Here is a 23,885-nt window from a genome sequence, read left to right as displayed (position 1 = left end):
AGAGAGAAAGTGCATGAACTTCGATTGGGAATACGCATTCAGCCTTTTTTGGTACCCTCCGCTGTGGCAAGCCTCTCTGGTGGTGATAGCCCTCAGCTTACTCTCATGGAGCATTGCGGCCTCACTGGGCTTTATCCTTGCACTTGCCAAACTCTCAAAGTACCGGATCTTAAGACTACCGGTTGCTGCTTACATTTGGTTCTTCCGTAGCCTGCCCCTTTTGGTGCTACTCATCTTCGTCTACAACCTCCCCCAGGTCATTCCCTGGACTCGTAGCTATCTAGGTAGCCCCTTCATTGCAGGATTACTGGGCCTGGTATTGAGTGAGACGGCCTATATGGCCGAGATCCATCGTGGCGGTCTGCTCGCGGTGGCCAACGGGCAACGCGAAGCGGGAAGAGCGTTGGGAATTAACTACACGGGCATCCAGCGGCTAATCGTTGTTCCTCAGGCTATTCGTATTGCCTTGCCGACCCTCTCCAACCAGTTCATAACCATCGTCAAGCTCACCTCGCTGGTGTCGGTGATTTCCCTGGCTGAGATCCTCATGGTGGGCCAGCGGCTCTACACACAGAACTTCAAGGTTCTGGAAACCATGCTGATGGTCGCCCTTTTCTACGTAATGATCGTCACCGTCTTCGATAACTTGCTCAAGCTGGCCGAGCGAAAGCTGGATGTCACGCGTCGCAAGCGCCCAAGTAGACAGAGTGCTATGCAAGCCTCTAGTAGCTCATCCGACAGCAGTCCAGCTCCAGCGCCGCATCTCTCTAGCCGGAGCATCGAGCAGAGTGAGATTGTGGTCGATGCCAGAAGCATCAATAAGAGCTTTGATGGTGTGCCAGTGTTGAAGGATGTTTCCCTGGAAGTCAGAAAAGGCGAAACTGTTTCGATCATCGGCCCCTCGGGATCAGGCAAGACAACGTTTATTCGCACCTTGAACGGTCTGGAAACACCTGATGGTGGATGCATTACGTTGAACGGTGATGTGACGTTCATCAAAAACCCGAATAAGCCAGACCGAAAAACACAACTGCCCCGAACCGATCAGATTAAAAACATTGGGATGGTGTTTCAGCAGTTTAATCTGTTTCCTCATCGCACCGTCCTGCAGAACGTTACTTTAGGGCCCCGCTACCATCGTTTCGGCAATGCCAATCTGATTGAGCAAGAGGCTTTGGCTGTGTTGGAAAAAGTGGGTATGCGCGAGTACGCCAATAAGTACCCTCACCAGCTCTCCGGCGGCCAGCAGCAGCGAATAGCGATTGCTAGAGCGCTTGCGATGAGGCCTTCTATTATGCTGTTCGATGAACCGACTTCAGCGCTAGATCCTGAACTGGTGGGAGAGGTGCTCAAAAATATTGAGAATCTTGCACGCGAAGGCATGACCATGATCATCGTCACCCACGAGATGGCCTTCGCCAAAAAAATCTCCGACCGTGTGGTGTTTATGGAAGATGGCGCAATAGTGCATACCGGCACGCCAGCCGAGATATTCGAGAATAGCAACGAACCACGCGTAACGCGGTTCCTCAAGGACTTTAATGTCAGCTAATTACTTAACGCAGTTGTCAAATTATAAAGGAAGGAAATAACAGCGTGGAAGCAAGTGACGAAACTTCGTTATCGGATATGATCGCGATTAAGTTAAGAAATGCCATTATCTTAGGCGAGATTGCCCCCGGCACGGCGTTAGTGGAATCGGGGCTATGCAAACAGTATCAGGCTTCACGCAATACCATTCGCGAAGCCCTCCGCCAGCTGCGTTATGAGGGTTTGATACACTACATACTGAATAAGGGTGCCCAGGTTAGGGTTCTGACGCTATCGGATATACGAGATATCTACAAAGTACGGCATACCCTTGAACTTTCTGCTATCCAACATAGCTCTTTAGCCAGCGACAGGCACTTTGAATCTATCGACAGAATACTGACTGAAGGTGAAGAAGCAGCAATTGAGAACCGCTGGAACGCAGTGGGAACCAGCAGCCTGTTCTTTCACCATGCCATTGTGGGTTTGCTAGAAAGCGAAAGACTAAGCACTTACTTCAGCACCATACTCGCTCAACTGCGGCTAATCTTTGCGATGTCTAGCAGCGAAAAACGATTTCAGGGTGGCTGGCTCGAGAGGGATCGCCGGATTTACGCGCTCCTTGCAGCAGGCCAGCGGGCAGAAGCTGCAGAGCAGATGCAGCTCTATCTCTATGAGTCGGAGTCCTATGTTAGCGATATCGTGCTTGCCTATAAGACTCGCTAAACAAGGCCCATCTTCATTCCTCATACCACACATACATACACAATGGAGGTTTTCCATGGCAAGTAAAGTTCCTGCCGCCTACCAAGCCACCAAAGAGTCAGCCCTCAATGTCGATAAGGCTTTTTATGACCGTCTAACGGAGCGCTACGCCCCGCGCCAGCTGGTGGAAACGCATACCGTGCCCATTAGGGACGGTCTTGCATGGAGTGTACCGGCTGGGCATGTGTTTCGGGTCAAGATTACCGAAGGCTCTCAGGTAGGAGACTTCAACATGTGGAACCTGAATAATCCGAGAGAGCGAATGTGGGCCTCACGTACCCGCCAGTTGCAGCGTGCACATGTCAGCACCTACGACAGACTGTGGTCCACCCTTCCCTATTTGCGCCCCATGGCGACTATCATTGATGACACACTGGCCAACTATGGGGAAGACAGCGAGGGGGGACGTGTTCACGACCTGCTGGGTACCCGTTGCGATCCGTACGTCAATCGGCTGCTGACTGGCGAGGACTTCGATTTCCACTGTCACTCCAACCTAGTCCGGGCAGTGGAACCTTGGGGGCTGACCGAATTCGATGTACACGATGTTCTAAACATTTTCCAATGCACAGGGCTCAACGATGATGACCAGTACTTTATGAAGGCCTGTCCAGCACGCCAGGGCGACCATCTCGAATTCTTTGCTGAAATCGATCTGCTGTGTGCACTCTCTTGCTGCCCTGGCGGCGACCTTTCAGTAGATCTATGGGGGCCGGAGGCACGTGACCCGTTAGAGACATGCCATCCGCTCGGCGTGGAGGTTTACTCACTGGAAAAGGAACGCTTGGCAGGCTGGCAGTCTCCGCAGCCTGCTCCCTATAAGGGGCGCCATGGCCGTCAGTTATCTGAGGTCAATTGGGTCGAGATAAAGAAGAACAAATAATAGACTGTCTTAAACTTTGAACCCTAATTTCAAACAATTTGAATTAAACACCCGCAAATCCTTAAAAAGGCAGCAAAGTTACTGAATGCAAGGGGCGATTGATAAGGCTACAGGTTGGGTGTACCTAGAGGTGAGACACAGTTGGCTTGGCTACAGCGCTTGTGTGTTCATAATACGTAGGTAAGACGGGGCGAGTGACCAGCTACCCGAGGGACGTCGCCGAAATGGCGTTAGCCCACGCCATTAAAATAAAGTGTCACCTGCTTATCAGCATGGAGATATGTTTGAGAAACGATACAGGAGCAGCCGCTGTGCTAAAGCTCAGCGGCTGCTCCTGTATCGAATGCTAGCCAGACGATTAACTCAAATCTCCTCAAAAGCATCGAAACCTAGACATTGGTCTTAATCCCATTGATTCGTATTTGAATAAAGAATAGCCTCATAAATGTTGACGTCAACATATCATGCCGTCAATTTTATCTACGTGTACTTTTGAGACGGATCAAGAGCGAGGAAGTAAAAAAGCTGATTCGGCTTGTTAGATACACTTCTAAATCTCTTGCATACATCATTCTAGAAACAAAATGGCCTCGCCAAGCGAGGAACTTGAAGATATAGGAGATTATAAGATGGCTAATAAACTCACTGGTAAGGTTGCTGCCGTTACTGGCGCAGCATCAGGTATCGGACTGGCCACCACAAAGGCCATGATTGACGCCGGCGCCAGAGTGGTCATGATTGATCGAGATGATGCTGCGCTGAAAGCCATCTGTGAAGAACTTGGCGAAGCCGCGCTTCCTTTAGTTATTGACCTGCTTGACCCACAGGACTGCGACACTCTCCTCTCGCAAATTCTAGAGAAAGCAGGCCAGTTGGATATTCTCCACGCTAATGCTGGTAGTTATATCGGCGGCGATTTACTCGATACTTCCCCTGCTGCCATCGACAGAATGCTGAACTTGAACGTCAATGTAGTGATGAAAAATGTCCATAACGTCTTGCCCTATATGATCGAACGTCGCACGGGTGACATTATGGTGACAAGCTCCGTTGCGGGGCACTTCCCCGTGCCCTGGGAACCAGTCTACGCTTCCTCCAAGTGGGCCATCAACAGCTTTGTCCAGACTACTCGTCGCCAGGTCAACAAGCACGGCATTCGCATGGCTTCTGTGTCTCCCGGCCCTGTCAATAGCGCATTGCTTGCCGATTGGCCAGAGGAAAACCTGCGCAAAGCAAAAGAATCCGGCAGTATCATCGAGCCGACGGATGTATCTGATGCGATTATGTTCATGCTTACTCGCCCCCGGAACGTAACCATCCGAGACATGGTTGTTTTGCCTAGCAACTTTGATATGTAGAAAGTATTCAATCCAGCAACTATTAAGGTATTTTTTTAGCTTAATGAGATCAAGCAACCTTACAACCTCTTACAGTTTTGAATGAACACTTCGCATGAACGCTTTGACCACTTGTAAAATTTTTATAGGAATAGACATTGGTCGAATGACCGTTGACCAGCCTCTAAAGGACACATAGTCTTCAAATTGTTGACGTTAACATTAATAGTCTTGTCAACATTGAAAACCTTTCAGAGAAACAATAACAATCACGGAGTTAACAATGAAAATTAATAAGAACACGGCAAACTTTCGCAAGGCGGCTCTTGCCTCTGCCTGCGCAGCCGTCTTTGTAGCAGGAACCGCAGCAGCCGATGAGCATACCCTGACAATCGGCATGTCCTTCCAAGAGCTTAACAACGAGTACTTTGTGACCATGCAGGAGGCGCTCAAGACCGCCGCAGAGAGCCTAGGGGCTGAGGTGATTGTCACCGATGCGCGCCACGATGTCTCCAAGCAGGTCAGCGACGTAGAGGACATGATCCAGCGAGGCATCGATATTCTGCTACTCAACCCCGCCGACTCCGTTGGGGTTGAAACGGCGGTATTGTCTGCCCAAGAGGCAGGCGTCACCACGGTCGCGATCGATGCCCAGGCAGAGGGCCCCGTGGATGGCTTTGTGGGTTCCAAAAACTATGACGCCGGCTACTTAGCCTGCGAATACCTAGCCCAACAACTAAATGGTGAAGGTCAGGTAGCCCTACTGGATGGCATTCCGGTTGTGCCGATCCTGCAGCGTATCGAAGGCTGCACCGACGCACTTGATGAGTACGATGGCATCGAGATAGTAACCAAACAGAATGGCCGTCAGGAGCGTACCCATGCTATGACGGTCACCGAGAACATCATCCAGGCAAACCCTGATCTTAATGGTTTCTTCAGCGTCAACGATATCGGCTCGCTGGGCGCTCTAATCGCTATTGAGGCCAGTGGCAAGGACATCAAGCTGGTCAGCGTCGACGGTCATCCCGAGGCAGTTGCAGAGATCCAGAAGGCTGATTCCGCGTTCATCGCCACCTCAGCGCAATATCCCGCGGACATGGTGCGTGTGGGGCTCGGCTTAGCGCTGGCTAAGCACTGGGGTGCAGAAACTGCGCCCGCGGAAATTCCCATCGACGTACAACTGATCGACCGCGACAAGGCCGCTGATTTTAGCTGGTAACCCCTCCCACCGATGATGACGTGTGCTGCCCCTGCGGGCGGCACACGAGGGTATCCCTATGACTCCATTACTTTCCCTGAGGCACATCTCGAAGTCATTTCCCGGGGTGAGGGCTCTCAAGGATGTATCGCTCGATGTCCATGCTGGCGAGGTGCATGCTCTGCTCGGCGAAAACGGGGCCGGCAAGTCGACTCTGATGAAAATTCTCTGCGGCATCTACCGACAGGATGAAGGTGAGATCAACATCAATGGCGAGGTATGCCATTTCCATGGCTATCAAGACGCCCTCAACGCGGGCATCGGTATCATTTTCCAGGAATTCAGCCTGATCCCTGATCTGGACGCCGTGGATAATATCTTCCTTGGGCGCGAATTGCGTAACAGGTTCGGGCTGCGAGACCGGCGCAGCATGATCGCCGAGGCGCAGCACCTGTTAGACCGCCTCAAGGTCTCGATCCCCCTCGACCGGCCCATCGTCGACTTGAGTGTCGCCGACCAGCAGTTCATCGAGATCGCCAAGGCCCTGTCGCTGAAAGCGCGAATCCTGATCCTCGACGAGCCGACAGCAACCCTCACGCCTAGCGAAGCCGATCATCTGTTCACCATCATGCGAAAACTGCGCGAACAACAGGTCGGCATGGTATTCATATCACACCATATGGAAGAGATATTCACCATCTGCGATCGTGTCACCGTGATGCGTGATGGTGAGAAGGTCGACGACTGCGACGTCGTCTCTACCACGCCCGACGACCTGATCGAGAAAATGGTTGGCCGCCGCGTTGAGAACCTTTACCCCGAACACCGTAGCGATGCCGACTATAACGATGTGGTATTAGACATTGAATCCCTGCGCCTTGATGTCAATGGCCCCGAGCATTCATTGAAGCTTCACCGCGGCGAGATCCTCGGCTTTGCTGGCTTAGTGGGTTCGGGCCGCACAGAACTGGCTATGGGGCTGATCGGTGCGACGCGACCCGTGCATGCCAAGATCCTTATGGAGGGCAAGCCAACTAAGCTCTTACACCCCGCCACCGCCCTGAAGCAGGGGATCGGCCTTCTACCGGAAAGCCGCAAGATCCAAGGACTGATCCTGCCATTCTCGTGTCGCGAAAACATCTCCCTGAACAATCTGACACAATTTCAGGGTGTCTTACCACTGATCAAGCGCCGCCATGAGACTAGTACTGCCGCCGATCTGATGAAGGCAGTCCGCGTCAAGGCTCCCAGCCCTGAAACCCCAGTAGGCAATCTCAGCGGCGGCAACCAGCAGAAGGTTGTCATCGCCCGCTGGCTTGGCCACCAGTGTAAGGTGCTGATCTTCGATGAGCCCACCCGCGGCATTGACGTCGGCGCCAAGTCAGAGATCTACGCCTTGATGAAAGAGCTCACCGCCCGTGGCGTGTCGATCATCATGATTTCGTCCGAACTCCCCGAAATCCTTGGCCTATGCGATCGCGTAGCGGTCTTCTACCAGGGACAGGTCGCCGCCGAACTGCAAGGCAACGATCTCAATTCACAATCCATCATGCATCACGCCACGGGGGGACTCAGCTCATGAGCCAGCTCGACTCAATACCCGGCAACACCCACCAGTCCCACAAGATGCGGCTGGCCAGTTGGCGCCGTACTCCGATCTTCTACCCAATGATTGGTTTCATCGTCGTTTTCATTGCTATGTCTGTCATCAACGACAACTTTCTAACCATAAGCAACCAAGCCAATCTGGTGCGTCAGACCTCGATCATTGCCATCATAGCGGTGGGGATGAGCCTAGCCATTCTCACCGGCGGCATCGACCTCTCGGTGGGCCCGGTAATGGCCTTGTCGGGAACGGTAATGGCTGGGCTGATGGTGGCGGGGGTTCCTCCGTCGCTAGCCATCCTGCTAGGCGTATTGGTAGGTGCAGGCTTCGGGGCTTTCAATGGTTTTTTTGTTGCTTTTGCCGGCATGCCACCCATCATCGTCACCTTGGCCACAATGGGTATTGCCCGCGGGCTTGGCTTGATATACACCGGAGGCTACCCGATTTCCGGCCTCCCCCCGGAATTTGCCTTCTTCGGTCGCGGCAGCCTGGCCGGTATCGAAACCCCTATACTGATCATGATCAGCGTCTACGCACTCGGCTTTTTGCTACTCCACCATACTGCGACCGGACGCTACCTGTATGCCATTGGCGGCAATGAGGAGGCGACTCGGCTGTCCGGTATCCGAGTGTCCCGCTATAAGTTGCTGGTCTACACCTTGAGTGGCACGACTGCGGCCATTGCCGGGTTGATCTTGACCTCACGGTTGATGAGCGGCCAGCCCAACGCCGGGGTCGGCTTCGAGCTCGACGCCATCGCCGCCGTGGTGCTGGGCGGCGCTGCTATTACCGGTGGGCGAGGAATGATTCTCGGCACGCTGGTAGGCGCCATGCTGCTTGGCGTGCTCAACAACGGTCTTAACCTGATGGGCGTTTCGCCCTACCTCCAAAACGTCATCAAGGGCCTGATTATCCTGTTGGCGATCTACATTAGCCGCAAGCGGACTCCTTGAGCCCCTGCACGTGCTTCGGCACGGGTTAGTCTCGCGCCGAAAAAAGGAGAACCGTATGGAAACCGTCATTGGTATCGACATTGGCACCCAGAGTACCAAGGCCGTAGTGATCGATTCCCAAGGCCGGATCCTGACTGAGTATAGTCAGGGCTACCGGGTCGACACCCCTCGCCCATTATGGGCTGAGCAGTGGCCGGATACATGGTGGCAGGCCGTGCTTGTCTGCCTCCGTCGCTGCCTTGACCATCCTGGGGTCAATCCAGCGAGTGTCAAAGGACTGTGCGTTAGTAGTCTATACGGTGGCTCTGGTATACCAGTCGACTCCGAGATAACCCCCCTGCACCCCTGCTTGATCTGGATGGACCGCCGAGCAGAGACCCAAGTTCAATGGGTGAAGGAGCATATCGACCTGGATCAACTTGGTGATATCACCGGCAACGGGGTGGACAGCTACTACGGCTTCACTAAGATGATGTGGCTCAAGGCCGAACAACCTGAAGTCTGGGAGCAAACTCGTTACTTACTGCCGCCCAATAGCTACATCAACTATCTCCTGTGCGGAGAGATCGCCATCGACCACTGCTCCGCGGGCAACATCGGCGGCATCTACGACCTGGTAGCACGTGCCTGGTCGCAGGAAATGCTCGACGCTCTGGGTCTCGACCGCAACAAGCTTCCGGCTCAGCTGGTGGACTCGGGATCAGTCGTCGGTGGACTGCTGCCCTCTCTGGCCGAGTCACTGGGACTACGCAGCAGCATCCCTATCGTCGCCGGGGGGGTAGATGCAGCAATGGCGACGCTAGCGGCGGGGGCGACACGACCCGGCAACCATGTCGCCATGATCGGCACCAGTATGTGCTGGGGGGTAATCAACAAGCGTGTCGATGCAAGGCACGGGTTGATCAGCATGCCGCATGTGTTGAACAGCGACCGAGACCTCTACACCTTCGGTGGCGCTTTGACTGCTGGCGCCTCGGTCAGCTGGTACGTCGATACCTTCTGCGGCGAGGATAAGGCGGCCGCCAGCGAGGTCGGCAGCGCCTTCGAACAGCTTGAGCCACCTGCTCGCGAGCTTCCCCCCGGTGCTAATGGCCTGTTATTCCTGCCCTACCTGATGGGCGAGCGAAGTCCTGTATGGGACGCAAAAGCCAGCGCTTGCTTCATCGGCCTCAGTCTCTATCACCGGCGCCATCACCTGTATCGCGCCGTGCTTGAAGGCGTCACCTTCGCTCTACGACACAATATTGAAGCAGGTACCCAACAAGGCGTGACACTGGATGACCATCTAATTGTGGTTGGCGGAGCTACCCAGTCAGATCTTTGGATGCAGATTATCGCCGACGTGACCCGCATGCCCGTTTACACCTACCAAGAAAATGTCGAGGCGGCCCTAGGGGCCGGACTACTCGCCGGGCAGGCCACCGGTCTTATCAACCTGGCCAAACCCCTGCAGCATGGCAACTTAGTTGAGCGTTCCGTTCCGTCTGAAGACGCTGCGCGACATTACGACAAGCTCTTCACTCTGTATTGCCAACTTTACCCAACGCTCAAGCCGATCATGCATCGGCTAAATTCCAATCACAAATCGAGCGAGTGACGCCACATCATGAACTTCGAACTCCACAACCAACGCATCCTCGTTACGGGGGCGACCAGCGGCATCGGTCTCGATATCGCGCGGTCTCTAGCTGAACTCGGTGCCGAACTAGTGCTGTTTGGTCGCAATCGGGACAAGCTAGCCAAACTCGAGAAAGAGATAGGGGCACGCACCCTGGCCGTCGATATCACCGATGAGGCCGCGGTTATCGCGGCCTTCTTAGAAATGCCCGCCCTTGATGGCTTGGTCAATTGTGCTGGCATCTCGATCCTCAACGATGTCTTGGATTTCAAAGCGAAGGATCTCGAGGACATCATGACCACGAACGTCACTGCCAGTGCCGTGGTGTCACGGGAAGCGGCCCGCCACATGATCGCGCACGGCCGCCAGGGCAGCATCGTCAACGTCTCAAGCCAAGCATCTATGGCTGCTCTGCCCGGCCACCTCGGCTATTGCGCGTCCAAGGCAGCCATGGATGCCATGACACGTGTGCTATGCCTCGAGCTGGGCCCCAAGGGCATCCGCGTCAACAGTGTCAACCCGACCGTGACCCTGACCCCCATGGCCGAACGTGCCTGGGCCGATCCCGCCAAGCGCAACCCAATGCTGGCCGCCATTCCCTTAGGTCGCTTTGCCACCCCTCGGGAAGTCGCCCTGCCGGTAGCCTTCCTCCTCAGCCCGGCCGCTTCGATGATCAGCGGTGCCTGCCTGCCGATCGATGGTGGCTTCACGTCTCACTAGCCCCTTGCGTTAAAAGGAACCTGACATGTATATCGGTGTTGACTGTGGTACCCAGAGTACCAAGGTTGTGGTGGTTGATGTCGACGCTGGACGAATTCTCGGCGAAGCGAGCCGTCCTCACGCTCTGAGCGAAGGCACCCACGCCCGCCGAGAGCAGGATCCGACTGGGTGGCGGCCTTCCGCGGCGCCTTTGCTGGCGCCGTGACCGACGCTTGTATCGAACCACGGGCAATTCGTGCCATCGGCGTTTCTGGCCAGCAGCATGGTCTGGTAGCGCTGGACGCAGCGGGAGAGCCGGTGCATCCGGCCAAGCTGTGGTGCGATACCGAAACCGCAAACCACAACACTGCATTGGTTGATCGATTAGGCGGCGAGACTGGTTGCCTAGACAAGCCGGGGCTAGTTCTACAGACCGGCTATACCGCCTCCAAGTTAGCATGGCTGCGCGACAGCCGGCCTGATGCCTACCGGCGCATAGACAGCCTGCTACTGCCGCACGACTACCTCAATTTCTGGCTGACCGGCGAACGGGTCTCCGAGGTAGGCGACGCCTCCGGTACTGGCTACTTCGATAGCCGCACCCGGCGCTGGCGCGAGGACATCTTAGCAGAAATCGCCCCAACTCGCGTACTGCCACGGCTGATCGAATCTCACAAACAGGCCGGGGTGGTGCGATACGCCTTGGCCCGCGAGCCAGGACTGGCAGAGGGCGTGGTGGTATCGAGTGGCGGCGACGACAACATGCTGGGGACCATCGGAACCGGGAATATCGCCCATGGGCTGGTGACTCTTAGCCTAGGCACCTCGGGAACGGTGCGCGCCTATTCCGAGGCCCCAGTGATCGCCAACAACGCCATGGTTGCTAACTTCTGCGCCAGTAGCGGCGGATGGCTGCCGCTGATCTGTACTATGAACATGACCTCTGCCACTACCCGGGTGCGTAAACTGTTAGGGCTCGACCTATCAACCTTTAACGAGCGCTTGGCCAATGCGCTCATCGGGGCCGAAGGGGTAACCGTGCTCCCCTTCTTCAATGGAGAGCGGGCTCCGGCGCTGCCCCAAGCCACCGCCAATTTTTTTGGGGCTGACCAGCATCAACTCCACGCAAGCCAATTTGTGTCGGGCAGTCGTCGAGAGCGCCACTTTCGGTCTGCGCTACGGCCTCGAGCTGCTTGGCGACCTAGCCGAGGGTGCGAGCCAAATACATCTGATAGGCGGCGGTGCCAAGAGCCCTGCATGGCGCCAGATGGTGGCCGATATCACTGGCACCTAGGTGATCTGCCCTATGGCCACCGATGCCGCAGCGCTAGGTGCAGCACTGCAGGCTGCCTGGTGCGAGCGTTACCCCAGCACCTCGCTCGAAGACCTCTGTGCGCGACTGGTGCATCTCGACGAGAGATCCCGAACCAACCCCAAACCCGACCGCGTCGCTGCCTATGACCAAGCCTATGCCCGTTACTGTCAGGCCCAGGAAAATCATTACAGCTGAACACCACCCCCTATGCCTTACATAACCGACCACTTATTCGAGGAAGATACTCCATGACCCAACGACTCGACGCCCTTCGCCAGCACTCCTTGGTGGTCGCGGACACTGGCGACCTTGACGCCATCAAACGCTATCAACCCCATGATGCCACCACCAATCCCTCGCTAATCCTCAAGGCTTTCGATCTGCCAAGCTATCAAGCACTGATCGATCAAGAGCTCGAGGCGGTCAAGTCCAAGGACAACGGCTGGCGAGAAGAGCATGCCGTGGATCGCCTTGCCGTGGCCATGGGCAGCGAGATCGCCAAGCTGGTGCCCGGCCGTGTGTCCACCGAGGTCGCCGCCAAGCTGTCCTTCGACAGCCAGGCCAGCATACGCAAGGCCCACGAGCTGGTCGAGCTCTACGAGCAACGCGGCGTGTCTAAGGATCGAGTGCTGATCAAGCTGGCATCGACCTGGGAAGGCATCTGCGCAGCCGAGGTGCTGGAGAAAGAGGGAATCAACTGCAACCTGACGCTGCTGTTCAGCGACGCCCAGGCCCAAGCTTGTTTCGATGCTGGCGTCTTTCTCGTCTCACCGTTTGTCGGCCGTGTCACCGACTGGTACAAAAAGGAGACTGGCCAGGATTTCCCCCCCGAGAACGACCCTGGAGTGCAATTCGTGCGCGGCGTCTGCGAACGGGTCAACCAAGGTGGCTTCGATACTGTGGTGATGGGCGCGAGCTTCCGCACTGTCGACCAGGTACTGGCACTCGCCGGCTGCCCCCGATTAACTATCTCACCTGCGCTGCTTGAGGAACTCGCTACTACAACAGGCGAGGTGGAACCCAAGGTGTTAATGACACGCAACGGTGGCCCTCGTCCTACTCCACTCTCCGAGTCCGCCTTCCGCTGGGATCACAACAAGGATGCCATGGCCAATGACAAACTGGCCGAGGGTATTCGTCGCTTCGCCGATGATCAGGAACGCCTGGAGGAACTGATCGCCGACCGTTTGGCGATTCTCTGATCTCGTAACCTGAACTGCCAACTAGCCACCGTTTGGGAATCCTTATGCCGTTACGTTTCGAACTGGCCAATGCCATTCGAGCGCTCTCCATGGATGCCGTGCAGAAGGCAAAGTCCAGCCATCCCGGCGCTCCAATGCCAATGGGCATGACCGATATCGCCGAAGTGCTGTGGAACGATCACCTGAGTCACAACCCGGCCAACCCGCACGCTTCGTACTCTCTAATGGCCACAGCTTAATGCTGCTCTACTCGCTGCTGCACCTGTCCGGCTATGCGCTGAGCCTCGAGGGTCTGCAGAACTTTCGCCAACTGCACTCCAAGACCCCGGGCCACTCAGAACTGGGCTACACCGCTGGTGTCGAGGCCACTACCGGCCCGCTGGACCAAGGACTGGCCAACGCTGTGGGCATGGCCATTGCCGAGTGCACCCTGGCGGGGCAGTTCAATTGCCCCGACCGATCACCGCACCTGGTGTTTCCTAGGCGACGGCTGCCTGATGGAGGGCATCTCTCACGAGGTGGCGCCATTGGCTGGCACCCAGGGCTTGGGCAAGCTAGTGGCTTTCTATGACGACAACGGCATCTCCATTGATGGCGAAGTCGAGGGCTGGCATGTTGTGCCCAACGTCGACGGCCACAATTCCGAAGCGATTCAGGCCGCCATTGAGCGGGCCAAGCAGCACAACAACAAGCCGAGTCTGATCATCTGCAAGACCATCACCGGCTTCGGCGCACCTAACAAGCAGGGCAAGGAGTCGTGTCACAGCGATGCACTGGGCAACGAAGAAGTGGCCGCGGCGCGCAAGCAGCCCGGCTGGCCGCATGCGCCCTTCCATGTGCCTGAGGAGATTTATAAGGGCCTAGATGCCACTGCCCGCGGCGCCAAGTGGGAGCAGGATTTGGAGGCACGCCTAGTGCGCTACGCCGAGGCCGACGCGCTCAAGCGTCGTCTCAACGGCTTCGCTGCCCAGTAACCTGGGCAGCGAAGCCTTGATCGAGCAGGCCCAGGAGCATCGCCTCGCGCAAAGCGTCGTTGGCCTGCCTCAATGCATTGGGCCTGCAGCTCCCCGAGCTGCTCGGCGGCAGCGCCGACCTAGCGACCTCCAACCTGACTTTCTGGAGCGGCGCTCAGGCGATCTCTAAGGACGCCCGGGGCGGTAATTACCTGCACTATGGGGTGCGCGAGTTCGGCATGGGCTCGATCATGAACGGGATCGCCGTACACGGCGGCTTTGTGCCCTACGGTGTGACCTTCTTGACCTTTATGGAGTATATGCACAACGCCGTGCGCATGGCGGCGATCATGCATCAGCGGGCGATTTATGTGTTTACTCACGATTCCATCGGCCTAGGCGAGGATGGCCCCACTCACCAGCCCATCGAGCAGTTGGTAGCACTGTGCTCGACGCCCAACCTGACCACTTGCGACCAGCCGGCCTAGGATGCCGCCCTCAAGCGGCAAGCGGGCCCCACCGCTGGTGCTGTCGCGTCAGAACTTGCCCCATCAGCAGCGCGACAAGGCGCAGCTGGCCAATATTCAGCGTGGTGGGTATGGCCTGAAAAAGTGTGCCCCTAAAGGGCGCGTGGTGTCACTTGATCTTATCCTGATCGCCACCGGCTCAGAGGTGGGTCTGGCCATGGACGCCGCCGCCGAGATGGAGGCCAAGAGCCACGGTACGTGTGGTCTCGCTGCCCTCTACCAGCACCTTCGACGCCCAGGATGCTGAGTACCGCGAGAGCGTGCTGCCGCGCAGCGTGACTAAACGCATCACCATTGAGGCCAGCCACTACTCCTACTGGTGCAAGTATGTCGGCCTGGATGGCCGTGTCATCGGCATGCGCCCCTTTGGGGAATCCGGCAAGGCAGAAGGCCTCTTTGCCCACTTTGGTTTCACCGTCGATCAAGTGGTCACCGAGGGCGCGGGTATGTTGCACGACGAAAGCTGATGACTATCAGTTACCGCCGGAGGATATAAGTGTGGCGGAGATCACGACCTCACGGCCAGCAGCCATGGGGTCCTCAATCTGTTCAAAGAGTATGCGAAATGCCTCGTGCCCTAACCGGTAGGTGTCATGCGCAGCACAAGGCACTGACACCTCGAAGATATCAGCATACGGCAAACGGTCGACGCCCAATACCATCACATCGCTCCTGGACACACGTGCATCATGCAGGGCACGCATGGCGCCCAATGTAATCAGCTGATTGAACCCAAACACTGCTTCGGGGAGATTGCCCTGGCGTAGGTAATCGGCCATATCACGATAGGCCGGTTGCAGGGTGTAGTCCCCAGGGCGCTGTTCCACCGCCAAAGAGACGCCCGCCACGTCAAAGGCTGTCTTTAGGCCGATCAGCCGGTCTTGGGTAATCCGCGAGTCACGCGGCCCCGTCAAAGCAAGCACCCGACGGATATTCCTCTTCACAAGCAGTTCACCAAGCAGACTCCCCGCAAGACGGTTGTCTAGTACCACACGACTGAAGTCGGATACGTTCAAGGTGCGATCCAGCATAACCACTGGTAAACGGGTAGCACGCAAGCGCTCAAGGTAAGCTGGGCGATAGGCGGCAGCGTCGGAGACGGGCGAAAGAATAATGCCAGCCACCTGATAGCTGAGCAGAGTTTCGATCGCCACTTCCTCGCGCTGCGGCGATCCATCTGTATCAATCAGAATGATGGTGTAGTCACGCTCCTCGGCCGCACGGGAAACCGCCTTAATCACCTCGCTATAAAAGGGATTATCCACGCTTGCCGTGATCAGGCCAATCAGCCGGTTCTTGCGACTCCGAAGATGGCTAGCGAAAGCATTAGGGACATACCCTAGTTCCTTCGCAGCAGCGAGGATCCTCTCCCGGGTCGCTACTTTTACCTTGCCAGGATTGTTCAAGGCACGCGACACCGTCATATTGGTCATGCCCACCCGTTCGGCGATGTCAGTGATAGTAACCTTGTGGCGACTTACCATACTTTACTCTGTTGTGAATTTTGTCGTTTTGATATGACTGTCGCTGTACCCAACGAAGTAGCACCAGCGCCGTAAGGATACTACGCAAGGTCTGCTCACGAAAATGGGGAGTGATTTATAGGTATAACCTGCCCTGCTAAAAAACCTATAATTTGATCATGCTTTTGTCATACCTCATCTAGTCCACTTTCAACTGCATAATGCATTTCAGCCAAGCATCGAAGCAAGGGCAACCCGCCCTCGCCTCCTGTACACTACTTTCCAACGTTACTGGCCCATGGAATTTTTATCATAACGTGGGGCAATAGCTCTGATACGCCGAGAAGGACAGGTGTCATAACCATCATTGACGAGTTCAGCACCGCCACTTTGCTCAACTATTTTATGGATTTGTTCACCCAGACCATCAATGCCAATGACTTCCTCTGCATGATCAGGTACTGCTAGCACGAGGGCTTCAAATTCGTACTGCTGAACATAGGGGTAAATCGATGACGTTTATCCTCGAGCACAAGATTGATAGTACCCTCTAGAGCGTAAACGTCACCCGGCGGGCGTTTATGGAAACCATAAAAGTCATAAAACGTTGTTACATGGTCAAACATAGCCATCAACTTGCTAAGCTCTTTATTGATGCGCTCAAGTGACACACGCCCGCGCATATCAATAGAGGCTAGCAAACACTTGATTCTGGGCTAATACCGGAGCCAAAACACGTGTTACAAACACTCGATCAGTCGCTCCTTCAACGCTAATGTCTAGTCGAATCACGCGGGGGTTCCTTCCAGCAGATTTTTCTCCCATAAGTCACCCAAACGATAGTCCTCCAGCCATGCTTCCAGGGAGTCCGTATCTAGACGCTTAAAAGTAGAGCGATTTTTCCGGTGCTCGACAACGACCATATCCTCGGCACTGAACTCATTGGCAAGCGAGACAGATTGAGTAGAAATGATGATCTGTGTAGATTGGCTAACCAGCCGGAGCATCGAGCCTAGTAGCTGTATGGCATAGGGATGCAGGCCCAGTTCGGGTTCATCCAGCAATATCAGAACTGTGAAGATGACAGAGAAGTACACGCACCTAGCGCCGCACCGTGCAAGGGATGCAGTCAACCAGCTAGGAAATCGCACAGTAGGCAGTACGCCAGCAGAGACTGTGCAGGCACCTCTAGCACAATCCCAGCACAATGAAAGTGTGGGTTAGCAGTAGATATGGCACAACGGAACAATGTGGGACTATAAACAATAAGGTGGGATAAACAGGGATGCGAGGCGAAATTTAAAGCCACAAATTCAGAAGGTTATGAACATGGCGTCAGTATACAGCGCCAGTAAATTAGACACTATCTATGCCAAATACCCCACAAATAGAAAAACGCCGTTTCCTTTGGGAAGCGGCGTTTTTTTGTGGGGTGTTTGGCACTACCTAAAATGGCATATAAAAGTCGTTAAAGCCGCTGCCAGCGGGGTTTCACTTACAGTTAAACGTTCTTATTGAAGCTCAACTTCCACCTATGAAAACGAACCCAACTTGAAAATGACCTGTTAAATGTAACCCTATGATTGGAAATGAAATAGCTGATTGTTATAGAACATAACTTTTGCGAGAAAAGGAACCCAAAACGTGAGGAAGTACTGCTGATTCATTCCTCACTTGTTATGGTTAAAAACAGGTTAGCGAAACCTCAAAGCCACCCTGCAGACCACACAGCACGCCCGACGATCTCTAGCTCATGTAAGCGATCACGCGGCACCGTCACTTTATCGTAAGCGTTATTGGCGCTAATAATCGCCACCCCGTCGAAATTGCGTTGCAACCGCTTAGCGTAGAGATGTCCATCCAGCCGCAAGATATAGATACCCTCACCCTCAATCGCTGTCCTGGTATGGTCAATAAGCACGGTGTCGCCGCTGTGCAGCACGGGCTCCATGCTATCGCCGTCGATACGAATCGCCGAAAGGTGATCCGGCGTTAACCCCTGCTTGCGCAATGAGTATCGAGTAAAGCTTATATGCGTGAGTACACGGCAGTTCTCGTTCCAGGCACCATCGCCCGCACTGCACTGCGCGTCATAAAGCGGCACAAAGGCATAGTCATCCATCCCTTGTACTTCAAACGACTGAGCCTTCTCCTCACCAAAAGCCAACCACTGCATATCTTTCCCGAGCGTTTGGGAGATCTGATCCAATCGATCAAGCGTGGGATACGTATCCCCGCTCAGATAACTGCGTATCGCCCCTTCGGATAAACCACATCTACGCGAAAATGCGCGCGGACTCTCCCCGCCCAGCGCATCTTTTAAGCGTGCTGGGAAGCATCCGATTCTTTTATCAGGAATCGGATGCACTGCTGCATCTTTTTTAACAACATCCGTTTCGTTGTAAGCCACTGATTTTCAACCTTTCACGCATAAAAAAGAGCACTTTGCACAATAAAAAGAAACGGATGCTCATTTATCCGCTTGATACACGCTTTTATCCGCGCTATGTTTACTCACATGTGAGGGTTAGACAGCCAGAAAAAACGCCACGGAGTGACGCTATGAAACTGGATATACCTACCAACCCAACGGCGCGATGGGAGTGGATCAAATATCAGATCCGTACTCGCGGTTTAACGTTGGCCGAATTGGCACGCCGCCTTGGCGTTGAGCTGGGCACACTTGTCGCCGTGAAGCGCACACCCTACCCACGGATGGAACGCGCGATTGCCGATGCTCTAGATCTTCAGCCAGCCACTATTTGGCCGGAACGTTGGAACCACGATGGTACCCCCTGCCGTCAACGCCCTAATCGCGCAGAAAAGAGCGTGTTCACTATGTGTGAACAGGATAGCGTTTCTAACGTTAGAGCGCATCGTCTAATGGCAGCGGAGGCATAGCCATGAGACGTGTCAAAGATGACTTAACCCTAGACATCTTCGAAGTACCAGTGCCTGTGGTACCTGCTCCAGGTAGCGGCAACTACGCAAGCCAAGTGAGCGAGCTAGTGGGCATCGTGTTAAAGGACTGCACAGTAGACCGCTACGAAGTTGCCGCACAAATGAGCCGCTACTCAGGCGATGACGTTTCCAAGCACATGCTGGATGCCTGGTCGAGTCCAGCGCGCAGTGACCACAACATCCCTTTCTATCGTATTCCGCTATTAGAAGAGGTTTGTCAGAGCCACGCCTTTACCGACTGGCTAGTACATCTGCGCGGTGGACGTGTGGCCTATGGCCGAGAAGCACTTGCTGCCGAATACGGCAAACGCCAGCAAATGATGGAAAAGCTCAAAAGCGATATGAAAGAGCTAAAGCGTTTGATGGGAGAAGACGAATGAACTGGTACACCGCCAAAGAATTGGCCGGGTTACCAGGACTCCCCGGCACAGAACGCAATGTACGTGAACATGCCAAGCGCCATGGCTGGGAAGGCCAGCAACGCCTGGGCAGCAAGGCGGTTGAATACGCCTTCGCCGTCCTGCCCACCGAAACCCAAAACGCCTTGCTATTGGCTCAAGCCGATAGTGCTACGTCAACGCCTACCAGTACGGTAATACCGCAGGCTGAAGAAACGCGCCCCGGCCAGCAACAGCTAACCGATGCACAGCGCCAAGTGATGACAGCCCGCGTTGCCTTTGTGCGCGAAGTTGAGCGCATGGCAAAGATGGTCAGCCAGCAACGCGCTATTGAAACGTTAGTCGAGCATGCCAAGGCCGGGGATCTAACGCCTTATCTCAATGAACGTGTGGTGTTGGCCAACGACCGTAAAACGGAAACCCGCACTCTCAGCGAGCGCACGTTAAAGCGCTGGATCAGTGACTTTAAAAAGCACGGTGAGCGAGGTCTTGCCCCCAAACGCCGCGCCGCAGATATGAGCATGCCCGTTTGGGCCGGTGATTTTCTCAAGCGCTATCAGAAGCCGCAGAAGCCCAGCGTTGAAGCGGCCTTCCAAATGCTGAAAGAGCAGACACCGCCACCGCACCCTTCTATACACCAGGTGCGCCGCTGGCTGGCGAAGCTATCACCAGAAGCGCGGGAGCGTGGCCGCCTGGGCTCGCATGAGCTTAAAGCCCTTCAGCCCTTTAAGCGGCGCAAAACGGATGACCTATGGCCCAATGATGTGTGGGTCGCGGATGGCCATACCTTCGATGCTGAAGTCATCAACCCGCTGACGGGGCAAGCTTTCCGTCCTGAGATCACAATGATCATCGACTGGGGCACTCGCCGCATCGTTGGCTTTGCCTTGAACCTGGCCGAATCAACGCTTGCAACATTAGACGCCCTACGCGATGCCGTCAGCCGCGTGGGCATGTTCAACCTGTTCTACGTCGACAACGGTTCAGGCTTTGACAACGCCACGGTTTATGAAGTGGTCGACCGCCTGGGCGGCACCATTACCCACTCGCTGCCCTATAACTCACAGGCACGAGGCGTCATTGAGCGCCCGCACAAATCCATTCTGGTACGGCTGGCTAAAACCATGGACAGCTATATCGGCACGGATATGGATAAAGAAGCCGCCACAAAAGCGCACAAGTTATCTCGCCGCGATATTAAAAACGGTTTAAAGCCCGTATCGATTCCTACGTTTCAAGAATTCTTTGATCGTTTAAACGACGCTTTAGACGCCTATAACCACCGCTCCCATAAAGGGCTGCCTAAAGTCCGCGACCTGGACACCGGCAAGCTTCGCCACCAAAGTCCTATGGAAGCCTGGAAAAATGCCGAAGGCTTTGAAGCTCTAACGGCACCTTCCGATGTCGTGACTTCGTTGATGCGCCCCCAAGAAGTGCGCAAAACCAATCGCGGCGAAGTGCGCATTAATAGTGGCATTTACTTTCTGGACGCCTTACGCGACTTCCACGGCGAAGAGATCCGCGTGGCATGGGATTACCGCGATACCGGCAGCGTTGGCGTTTACACACTGGAAGGCGAGCACATTGGTGATGCCCTGTTAGACGGCAACGCCACACCCGCCATGCCCGCAACGATGATCCAGCGCGCCGCAGAGAAGCGTGAAAAAGGCCAGCTCAGCCGCTTGGCTCAAAAAGCCAAAACCATTACCGGCCAGGACGTCGAGATCCGGTCCATTACGCCCGCCGCCAGCTACTCCGATGAAAAGCAGGCCGCCGCAGGCCGCGCCTACGCCAAGCAACTGGCGGATCAAGGCACACGTTTCCAGATACCTCAGAACAAGGTCGAGCGTTATCGGCTTTGGCAAAAAATAGATGCCCAGCTTCAGCAGAAAGAAGACATGCCCGAACAGGCACGCCAGTGGCACGAAAGCTACCAGCACCACAACGATTTCCGCGCCATCGCGAAAGTAATGGATGCGGACGGGCTGCAACCCGTCCGCAACCGCCGGGCCGTCTGAACCACGGCCCATGACACCCGCAGTAATTAAGGAACTGATATGAGCGTCAACACCATTGTACCACTCACTAACGTAGGCCTTTTAGCCGCTGCCGTAGAAAGCGCCGCTAACCGACCGCCCGAGCTACCGGGCTTGGTCGTGATGTACGGCCCCAGCGGCTATGGGAAAAGTTTGGCAGCGGCGTACTCCGCCAACATGCACCGCGCCTACTACGTCGAGTGCCGCGAGACCTGGACCAAAAAAGCGTTCATTCAGGCGGTACTACGTGAGATGGGCATTATCCCGATGAAGACCATCAGTGAGATGGTCGATCAGGTCGCCGAGCAGCTTTCCCGCTCCGGCCGCCCGTTGATCATCGACGACGTTCAGTACGTGATCGATAAAGCCGCCGCCAACGTGTTGACAGATATCTATAACGCCAGCCAGGGCACTCTGATCCTGATCGGTGAAGAGCGTGTGCCCGCTTCAATGGCGCGCCTTGAGCGTCTGCACAACCGCGTCTTGGAGTGGGTGCCCGCCCAGGCTGCGACCCTAGACGACGTGCGCGCCCTCGCCGATAAAAGCTACCCCGATATCGAGATCTATGACGACCTGCTTGAAACCATTAATGACCGGGTTAAGGGCTGCCTTCGTCGAGTGGCAGTCAACCTTTACCAAATCCACAGTGAAGCCACTGCCAATGGCTGGACCACCGTTAGCCTACGGGAATGGGGCGAGCGTGAGATCCACACTGGCCAGCCACCGGCGCGGAGGGGTTAAACCATGGCTAAGGGTAAACCTGTACTTACCGCTCAAGGCCTTAAAGGCGACCGTCAAGCAATGTGGGAGGCCATTCGACATTTCCACACTCAAGGCCAAGCTTTTTGTATCCACGATATTTGGGAACAGATTGCTATCGGCGTTTCGCACAACCGCGTACGTGATTATTTCACTGGCTTAAGAAAGGCCGGTTTCATCGAATGCGATAGTTCTCCGAAAGGCGGCTCTCGGTATTACAAGTTAATTAAGGACGTAGGGGTCGAAGCACCTCGGGTGCGTCGTGATGGCACCACCCCGCCCCCACAAGGCCGCGAACAGATGTGGCGCACGCTGAAAATAATTGGTGAATGCACTGCTGCTGAATTAGCGCAAGCAGCAACGACGCCCGAAGTACCTGTCAGTCATGAAACCACGATTGAGTACCTTCGCCTTCTTACCTATGCCGGTTACGTAACCATTACTCGGCCTGCCACCAGTGGCACAGGCGCTGTCAATGCACGTTATCGCTTGAACGTTAGCCGCTGGACCGGCCCCATGGCGCCGATGATCCGCCGCACCAAAGAGCTTTACGACCCCAACACTGGCGAGGTGGTGTACAGCCGGGTCACCAAAACCGAAGGAGGCGAGCCATGAGCGACGCCATCCGTCGTACCCGCGCTGTGGATACGTCCAATTGGGGCGAAGAGCCGCCCCGTTGGATTGCCCTGCTGGCTGACGAAGTACGCGCCACCAACCGCAAGCTGGCCGGTGAACGCATCGGCGTCTCGCGTAGCGCGGTCTCTTTGGCACTGGCCAACCGCTACCCAAGCCCCTCAACGGAAAGCATCGAAAAAAAGGTGCTGCTCGCGCTGGATGGCCTTAATTGTCTAGCCCAACAGCTCACCATCAGCGTGGAGCAGTGCCGCGACTATCGCACCCGCCCTGCACCCACTCATAACCCGATGGCCATGCGTATGTGGCGCCATTGCCAAACCTGCCCGCACAACCCCAATCGCCAGGGAGACGACCAATGACGCTGAAAGCCACCTGCCCCGAGTGCGGCATGACCGGCGACATGGCCGCCTTCGTGACCCAAGGCGAACACAACCAGGCGCTGGCCGTTGCGCTTGAAATGCCTGCCGTCTTGAGCAGCCGTATCGTGCGCTACCTCGGCATGTTTCGGCCCAAGTCGCGGGCGCTGGCCAGCGCCAAAAGCGCCCGCCTGCTGACAGAGCTAAAGGAGGTCATCACCAGCGGCGTGATTGAGCGCAAAGGCATTACGCGGGAAGCGCCGCTAAAGGTCTGGATTGCCGCGCTTGACCAGCTGCTTGAACGCCCACCCAGCAACCTACCGCTAAGCGGCCACGGCTACCTGTTTGAAGTAGTGGCCAACGTGGCCGACCGCCACGCAGGGGAAGCGGAACGCCAGCGCGAAGAAGCCGCACGCAACGGTGCCAAACAGCCCGCAAACCGCGCCCCTGCCGCACCGCTGCGCGAACGTTCCACCGATGACGTACTGGCCGAACACCAGCGCATGGCCACCCGCCAAGCACACGTTTCAAACCACGGCAAAGAGCAATACAAGAATAAATCCACTGAGAAAGCCAACGCGCCCAAGCGCCTATCGGAGCTGCTGAAAGGTGCCGCCAGCCAGGGAGATACGCCATGAGAACCTACAGCGATGCTCATATTGAGCACTACGCCAACCGCTTCATTGC

21 protein-coding genes and 2 pseudogenes are annotated in these 23,885 nt (G+C 55.6%); 19 read left to right on the top strand and 4 right to left on the bottom strand.

Features of this window, described 5'->3' with window-relative positions; genetic code table 11:
• Positions 1 to 13 precede the first annotated feature (13 nt).
• The 12 genes and pseudogenes from CZ787_RS19185 (at position 14) to tkt (ending at position 15,056) form a co-directional block, all read left to right on the top strand.
• A complete protein-coding gene (locus CZ787_RS19185; protein ID WP_087105385.1) occupies positions 14 to 1,552 on the top strand; it encodes an amino acid ABC transporter permease/ATP-binding protein in 1,539 nt (512 codons plus the stop codon).
• A gap of 44 nt (positions 1,553 to 1,596) precedes the next feature.
• Complete coding sequence (locus tag CZ787_RS00555) at positions 1,597 to 2,256, top strand: GntR family transcriptional regulator (protein WP_217883824.1); 660 nt, start codon at positions 1,597 to 1,599, stop codon at positions 2,254 to 2,256.
• Positions 2,257 to 2,311: 55 nt separating this feature from the next.
• Positions 2,312 to 3,178, top strand: coding sequence for an urea carboxylase-associated family protein (locus CZ787_RS00550; RefSeq protein ID WP_087105384.1), 867 nt, complete (start codon positions 2,312 to 2,314; stop codon positions 3,176 to 3,178).
• Positions 3,179 to 3,807: 629 nt separating this feature from the next.
• Positions 3,808 to 4,536, top strand: coding sequence for an SDR family oxidoreductase (locus CZ787_RS00545; RefSeq protein WP_087105383.1), 729 nt, complete (start codon positions 3,808 to 3,810; stop codon positions 4,534 to 4,536).
• Between the two features lie 262 nt (positions 4,537 to 4,798).
• Positions 4,799 to 5,737: an ABC transporter substrate-binding protein gene (locus CZ787_RS00540; protein ID WP_087105382.1), complete on the top strand. Its 939-nt coding sequence runs from the start codon at positions 4,799 to 4,801 to the stop codon at positions 5,735 to 5,737.
• 58 nt (positions 5,738 to 5,795) lie between these two features.
• On the top strand, positions 5,796 to 7,298 hold the full coding sequence (locus CZ787_RS00535; protein WP_087105381.1) for a sugar ABC transporter ATP-binding protein: 1,503 nt from the start codon (positions 5,796 to 5,798) through the stop codon (positions 7,296 to 7,298).
• On the top strand, positions 7,295 to 8,275 hold the full coding sequence (locus CZ787_RS00530) for an ABC transporter permease (protein WP_087105380.1): 981 nt from the start codon (positions 7,295 to 7,297) through the stop codon (positions 8,273 to 8,275). The genes CZ787_RS00535 and CZ787_RS00530 overlap by 4 nt, the downstream gene beginning before the upstream one ends.
• 55 nt (positions 8,276 to 8,330) lie before the next feature.
• On the top strand, positions 8,331 to 9,872 hold the full coding sequence (locus CZ787_RS00525) for an FGGY-family carbohydrate kinase (RefSeq protein WP_087105379.1): 1,542 nt from the start codon (positions 8,331 to 8,333) through the stop codon (positions 9,870 to 9,872).
• A 9-nt stretch (positions 9,873 to 9,881) separates the two neighbouring features.
• The gene (locus tag CZ787_RS00520; protein ID WP_087105378.1) at positions 9,882 to 10,613 is read left to right on the top strand and encodes an SDR family oxidoreductase; all 732 of its coding nucleotides are present in this window, start codon (positions 9,882 to 9,884) and stop codon (positions 10,611 to 10,613) included.
• 25 nt (positions 10,614 to 10,638) lie between these two features.
• Positions 10,639 to 12,102, top strand: a pseudogene (gene xylB / locus CZ787_RS00515) (xylulokinase).
• Between the two features lie 53 nt (positions 12,103 to 12,155).
• The gene (tal, locus tag CZ787_RS00510) at positions 12,156 to 13,109 is read left to right on the top strand and encodes a transaldolase (protein WP_087105377.1); all 954 of its coding nucleotides are present in this window, start codon (positions 12,156 to 12,158) and stop codon (positions 13,107 to 13,109) included.
• A 44-nt stretch (positions 13,110 to 13,153) separates the two neighbouring features.
• Positions 13,154 to 15,056 (top strand): annotated as a pseudogene (gene tkt, locus CZ787_RS00505) (transketolase).
• Between the two features lie 6 nt (positions 15,057 to 15,062).
• Here tkt and CZ787_RS00500 read toward each other — a convergent pair.
• From CZ787_RS00500 to CZ787_RS00480, 4 genes are all read right to left on the bottom strand, one after another.
• Positions 15,063 to 16,073, bottom strand: a complete 1,011-nt coding sequence (locus tag CZ787_RS00500) for a LacI family DNA-binding transcriptional regulator (RefSeq protein WP_087105376.1) — start codon at positions 16,071 to 16,073, stop codon at positions 15,063 to 15,065.
• Positions 16,074 to 16,340: 267 nt separating this feature from the next.
• Entirely contained in the window at positions 16,341 to 16,562 is a 222-nt protein-coding gene (locus CZ787_RS00495) for a DUF4276 family protein (RefSeq protein ID WP_087105375.1), read from the bottom strand.
• Between the two features lie 278 nt (positions 16,563 to 16,840).
• On the bottom strand, positions 16,841 to 17,149 hold the full coding sequence (locus CZ787_RS00485; RefSeq protein ID WP_217883823.1) for an AAA family ATPase: 309 nt from the start codon (positions 17,147 to 17,149) through the stop codon (positions 16,841 to 16,843).
• Positions 17,150 to 17,757: 608 nt separating this feature from the next.
• On the bottom strand, positions 17,758 to 18,462 hold the full coding sequence (locus tag CZ787_RS00480) for an XRE family transcriptional regulator (RefSeq protein WP_087105372.1): 705 nt from the start codon (positions 18,460 to 18,462) through the stop codon (positions 17,758 to 17,760).
• Positions 18,463 to 18,614: 152 nt separating this feature from the next.
• On the opposite strand from CZ787_RS00480, the gene CZ787_RS00475 reads away from it, so the two are divergent.
• Genes CZ787_RS00475 through CZ787_RS00445 form a run of 7 tightly spaced genes read left to right on the top strand, consistent with a single transcriptional unit; the run spans position 18,615 to position 23,836 of the window.
• The gene (locus CZ787_RS00475) at positions 18,615 to 18,953 is read left to right on the top strand and encodes a helix-turn-helix domain-containing protein (protein WP_087105371.1); all 339 of its coding nucleotides are present in this window, start codon (positions 18,615 to 18,617) and stop codon (positions 18,951 to 18,953) included.
• A gap of 2 nt (positions 18,954 to 18,955) precedes the next feature.
• Positions 18,956 to 19,393 (top strand): hypothetical protein, encoded by a 438-nt coding sequence (locus CZ787_RS00470; RefSeq protein WP_087105370.1) that lies wholly within the window; start codon positions 18,956 to 18,958, stop codon positions 19,391 to 19,393.
• On the top strand, positions 19,390 to 21,429 hold the full coding sequence (locus CZ787_RS00465; protein WP_176372144.1) for a DNA-binding protein: 2,040 nt from the start codon (positions 19,390 to 19,392) through the stop codon (positions 21,427 to 21,429). Before CZ787_RS00470 ends, CZ787_RS00465 begins: the two co-directional genes overlap by 4 nt.
• Before the next feature lie 39 nt (positions 21,430 to 21,468).
• Positions 21,469 to 22,188: an AAA family ATPase gene (locus tag CZ787_RS00460; RefSeq protein ID WP_087105369.1), complete on the top strand. Its 720-nt coding sequence runs from the start codon at positions 21,469 to 21,471 to the stop codon at positions 22,186 to 22,188.
• Between the two features lie 3 nt (positions 22,189 to 22,191).
• A complete protein-coding gene (locus CZ787_RS00455; RefSeq protein ID WP_087105368.1) occupies positions 22,192 to 22,821 on the top strand; it encodes a hypothetical protein in 630 nt (209 codons plus the stop codon).
• Positions 22,818 to 23,201 (top strand): hypothetical protein, encoded by a 384-nt coding sequence (locus tag CZ787_RS00450; RefSeq protein ID WP_087105367.1) that lies wholly within the window; start codon positions 22,818 to 22,820, stop codon positions 23,199 to 23,201. Before CZ787_RS00455 ends, CZ787_RS00450 begins: the two co-directional genes overlap by 4 nt.
• Positions 23,198 to 23,836, top strand: coding sequence for a hypothetical protein (locus CZ787_RS00445; RefSeq protein ID WP_087105366.1), 639 nt, complete (start codon positions 23,198 to 23,200; stop codon positions 23,834 to 23,836). The genes CZ787_RS00450 and CZ787_RS00445 overlap by 4 nt, the downstream gene beginning before the upstream one ends.
• Positions 23,837 to 23,885: the final 49 nt, after the last annotated feature.

This window comes from Halomonas citrativorans, from assembly GCF_900163645.1.
Taxonomy (GTDB): domain Bacteria; phylum Pseudomonadota; class Gammaproteobacteria; order Pseudomonadales; family Halomonadaceae; genus Vreelandella; species Vreelandella citrativorans.
The sequence above is the reverse complement of the archived record's forward strand: the minus strand, read 5'-3'. Positions and strand labels throughout refer to the sequence as shown.

What these genes read in the sequence shown, in the direction of transcription:
- CZ787_RS19185 (WP_087105385.1), top strand. Translation starts at nt 14, where the DNA reads ATGAACTTCGATTGGGAATACGCATTCAGCCTTTTTTGGTACCCTCCG.
- CZ787_RS00550 (WP_087105384.1), top strand. Translation starts at nt 2,312, where the DNA reads ATGGCAAGTAAAGTTCCTGCCGCCTACCAAGCCACCAAAGAGTCAGCC.
- CZ787_RS00545 (WP_087105383.1), top strand. Translation starts at nt 3,808, where the DNA reads ATGGCTAATAAACTCACTGGTAAGGTTGCTGCCGTTACTGGCGCAGCA.
- CZ787_RS00540 (WP_087105382.1), top strand. Translation starts at nt 4,799, where the DNA reads ATGAAAATTAATAAGAACACGGCAAACTTTCGCAAGGCGGCTCTTGCC.
- CZ787_RS00535 (WP_087105381.1), top strand. Translation starts at nt 5,796, where the DNA reads ATGACTCCATTACTTTCCCTGAGGCACATCTCGAAGTCATTTCCCGGG.
- CZ787_RS00530 (WP_087105380.1), top strand. Translation starts at nt 7,295, where the DNA reads ATGAGCCAGCTCGACTCAATACCCGGCAACACCCACCAGTCCCACAAG.
- CZ787_RS00525 (WP_087105379.1), top strand. Translation starts at nt 8,331, where the DNA reads ATGGAAACCGTCATTGGTATCGACATTGGCACCCAGAGTACCAAGGCC.
- CZ787_RS00520 (WP_087105378.1), top strand. Translation starts at nt 9,882, where the DNA reads ATGAACTTCGAACTCCACAACCAACGCATCCTCGTTACGGGGGCGACC.
- tal (WP_087105377.1), top strand. Translation starts at nt 12,156, where the DNA reads ATGACCCAACGACTCGACGCCCTTCGCCAGCACTCCTTGGTGGTCGCG.
- CZ787_RS00500 (WP_087105376.1), bottom strand. Translation starts at nt 16,073, where the DNA reads ATGGTAAGTCGCCACAAGGTTACTATCACTGACATCGCCGAACGGGTG.
- CZ787_RS00475 (WP_087105371.1), top strand. Translation starts at nt 18,615, where the DNA reads ATGAAACTGGATATACCTACCAACCCAACGGCGCGATGGGAGTGGATC.
- CZ787_RS00470 (WP_087105370.1), top strand. Translation starts at nt 18,956, where the DNA reads ATGAGACGTGTCAAAGATGACTTAACCCTAGACATCTTCGAAGTACCA.
- CZ787_RS00465 (WP_176372144.1), top strand. Translation starts at nt 19,390, where the DNA reads ATGAACTGGTACACCGCCAAAGAATTGGCCGGGTTACCAGGACTCCCC.
- CZ787_RS00460 (WP_087105369.1), top strand. Translation starts at nt 21,469, where the DNA reads ATGAGCGTCAACACCATTGTACCACTCACTAACGTAGGCCTTTTAGCC.
- CZ787_RS00455 (WP_087105368.1), top strand. Translation starts at nt 22,192, where the DNA reads ATGGCTAAGGGTAAACCTGTACTTACCGCTCAAGGCCTTAAAGGCGAC.
- CZ787_RS00450 (WP_087105367.1), top strand. Translation starts at nt 22,818, where the DNA reads ATGAGCGACGCCATCCGTCGTACCCGCGCTGTGGATACGTCCAATTGG.
- CZ787_RS00445 (WP_087105366.1), top strand. Translation starts at nt 23,198, where the DNA reads ATGACGCTGAAAGCCACCTGCCCCGAGTGCGGCATGACCGGCGACATG.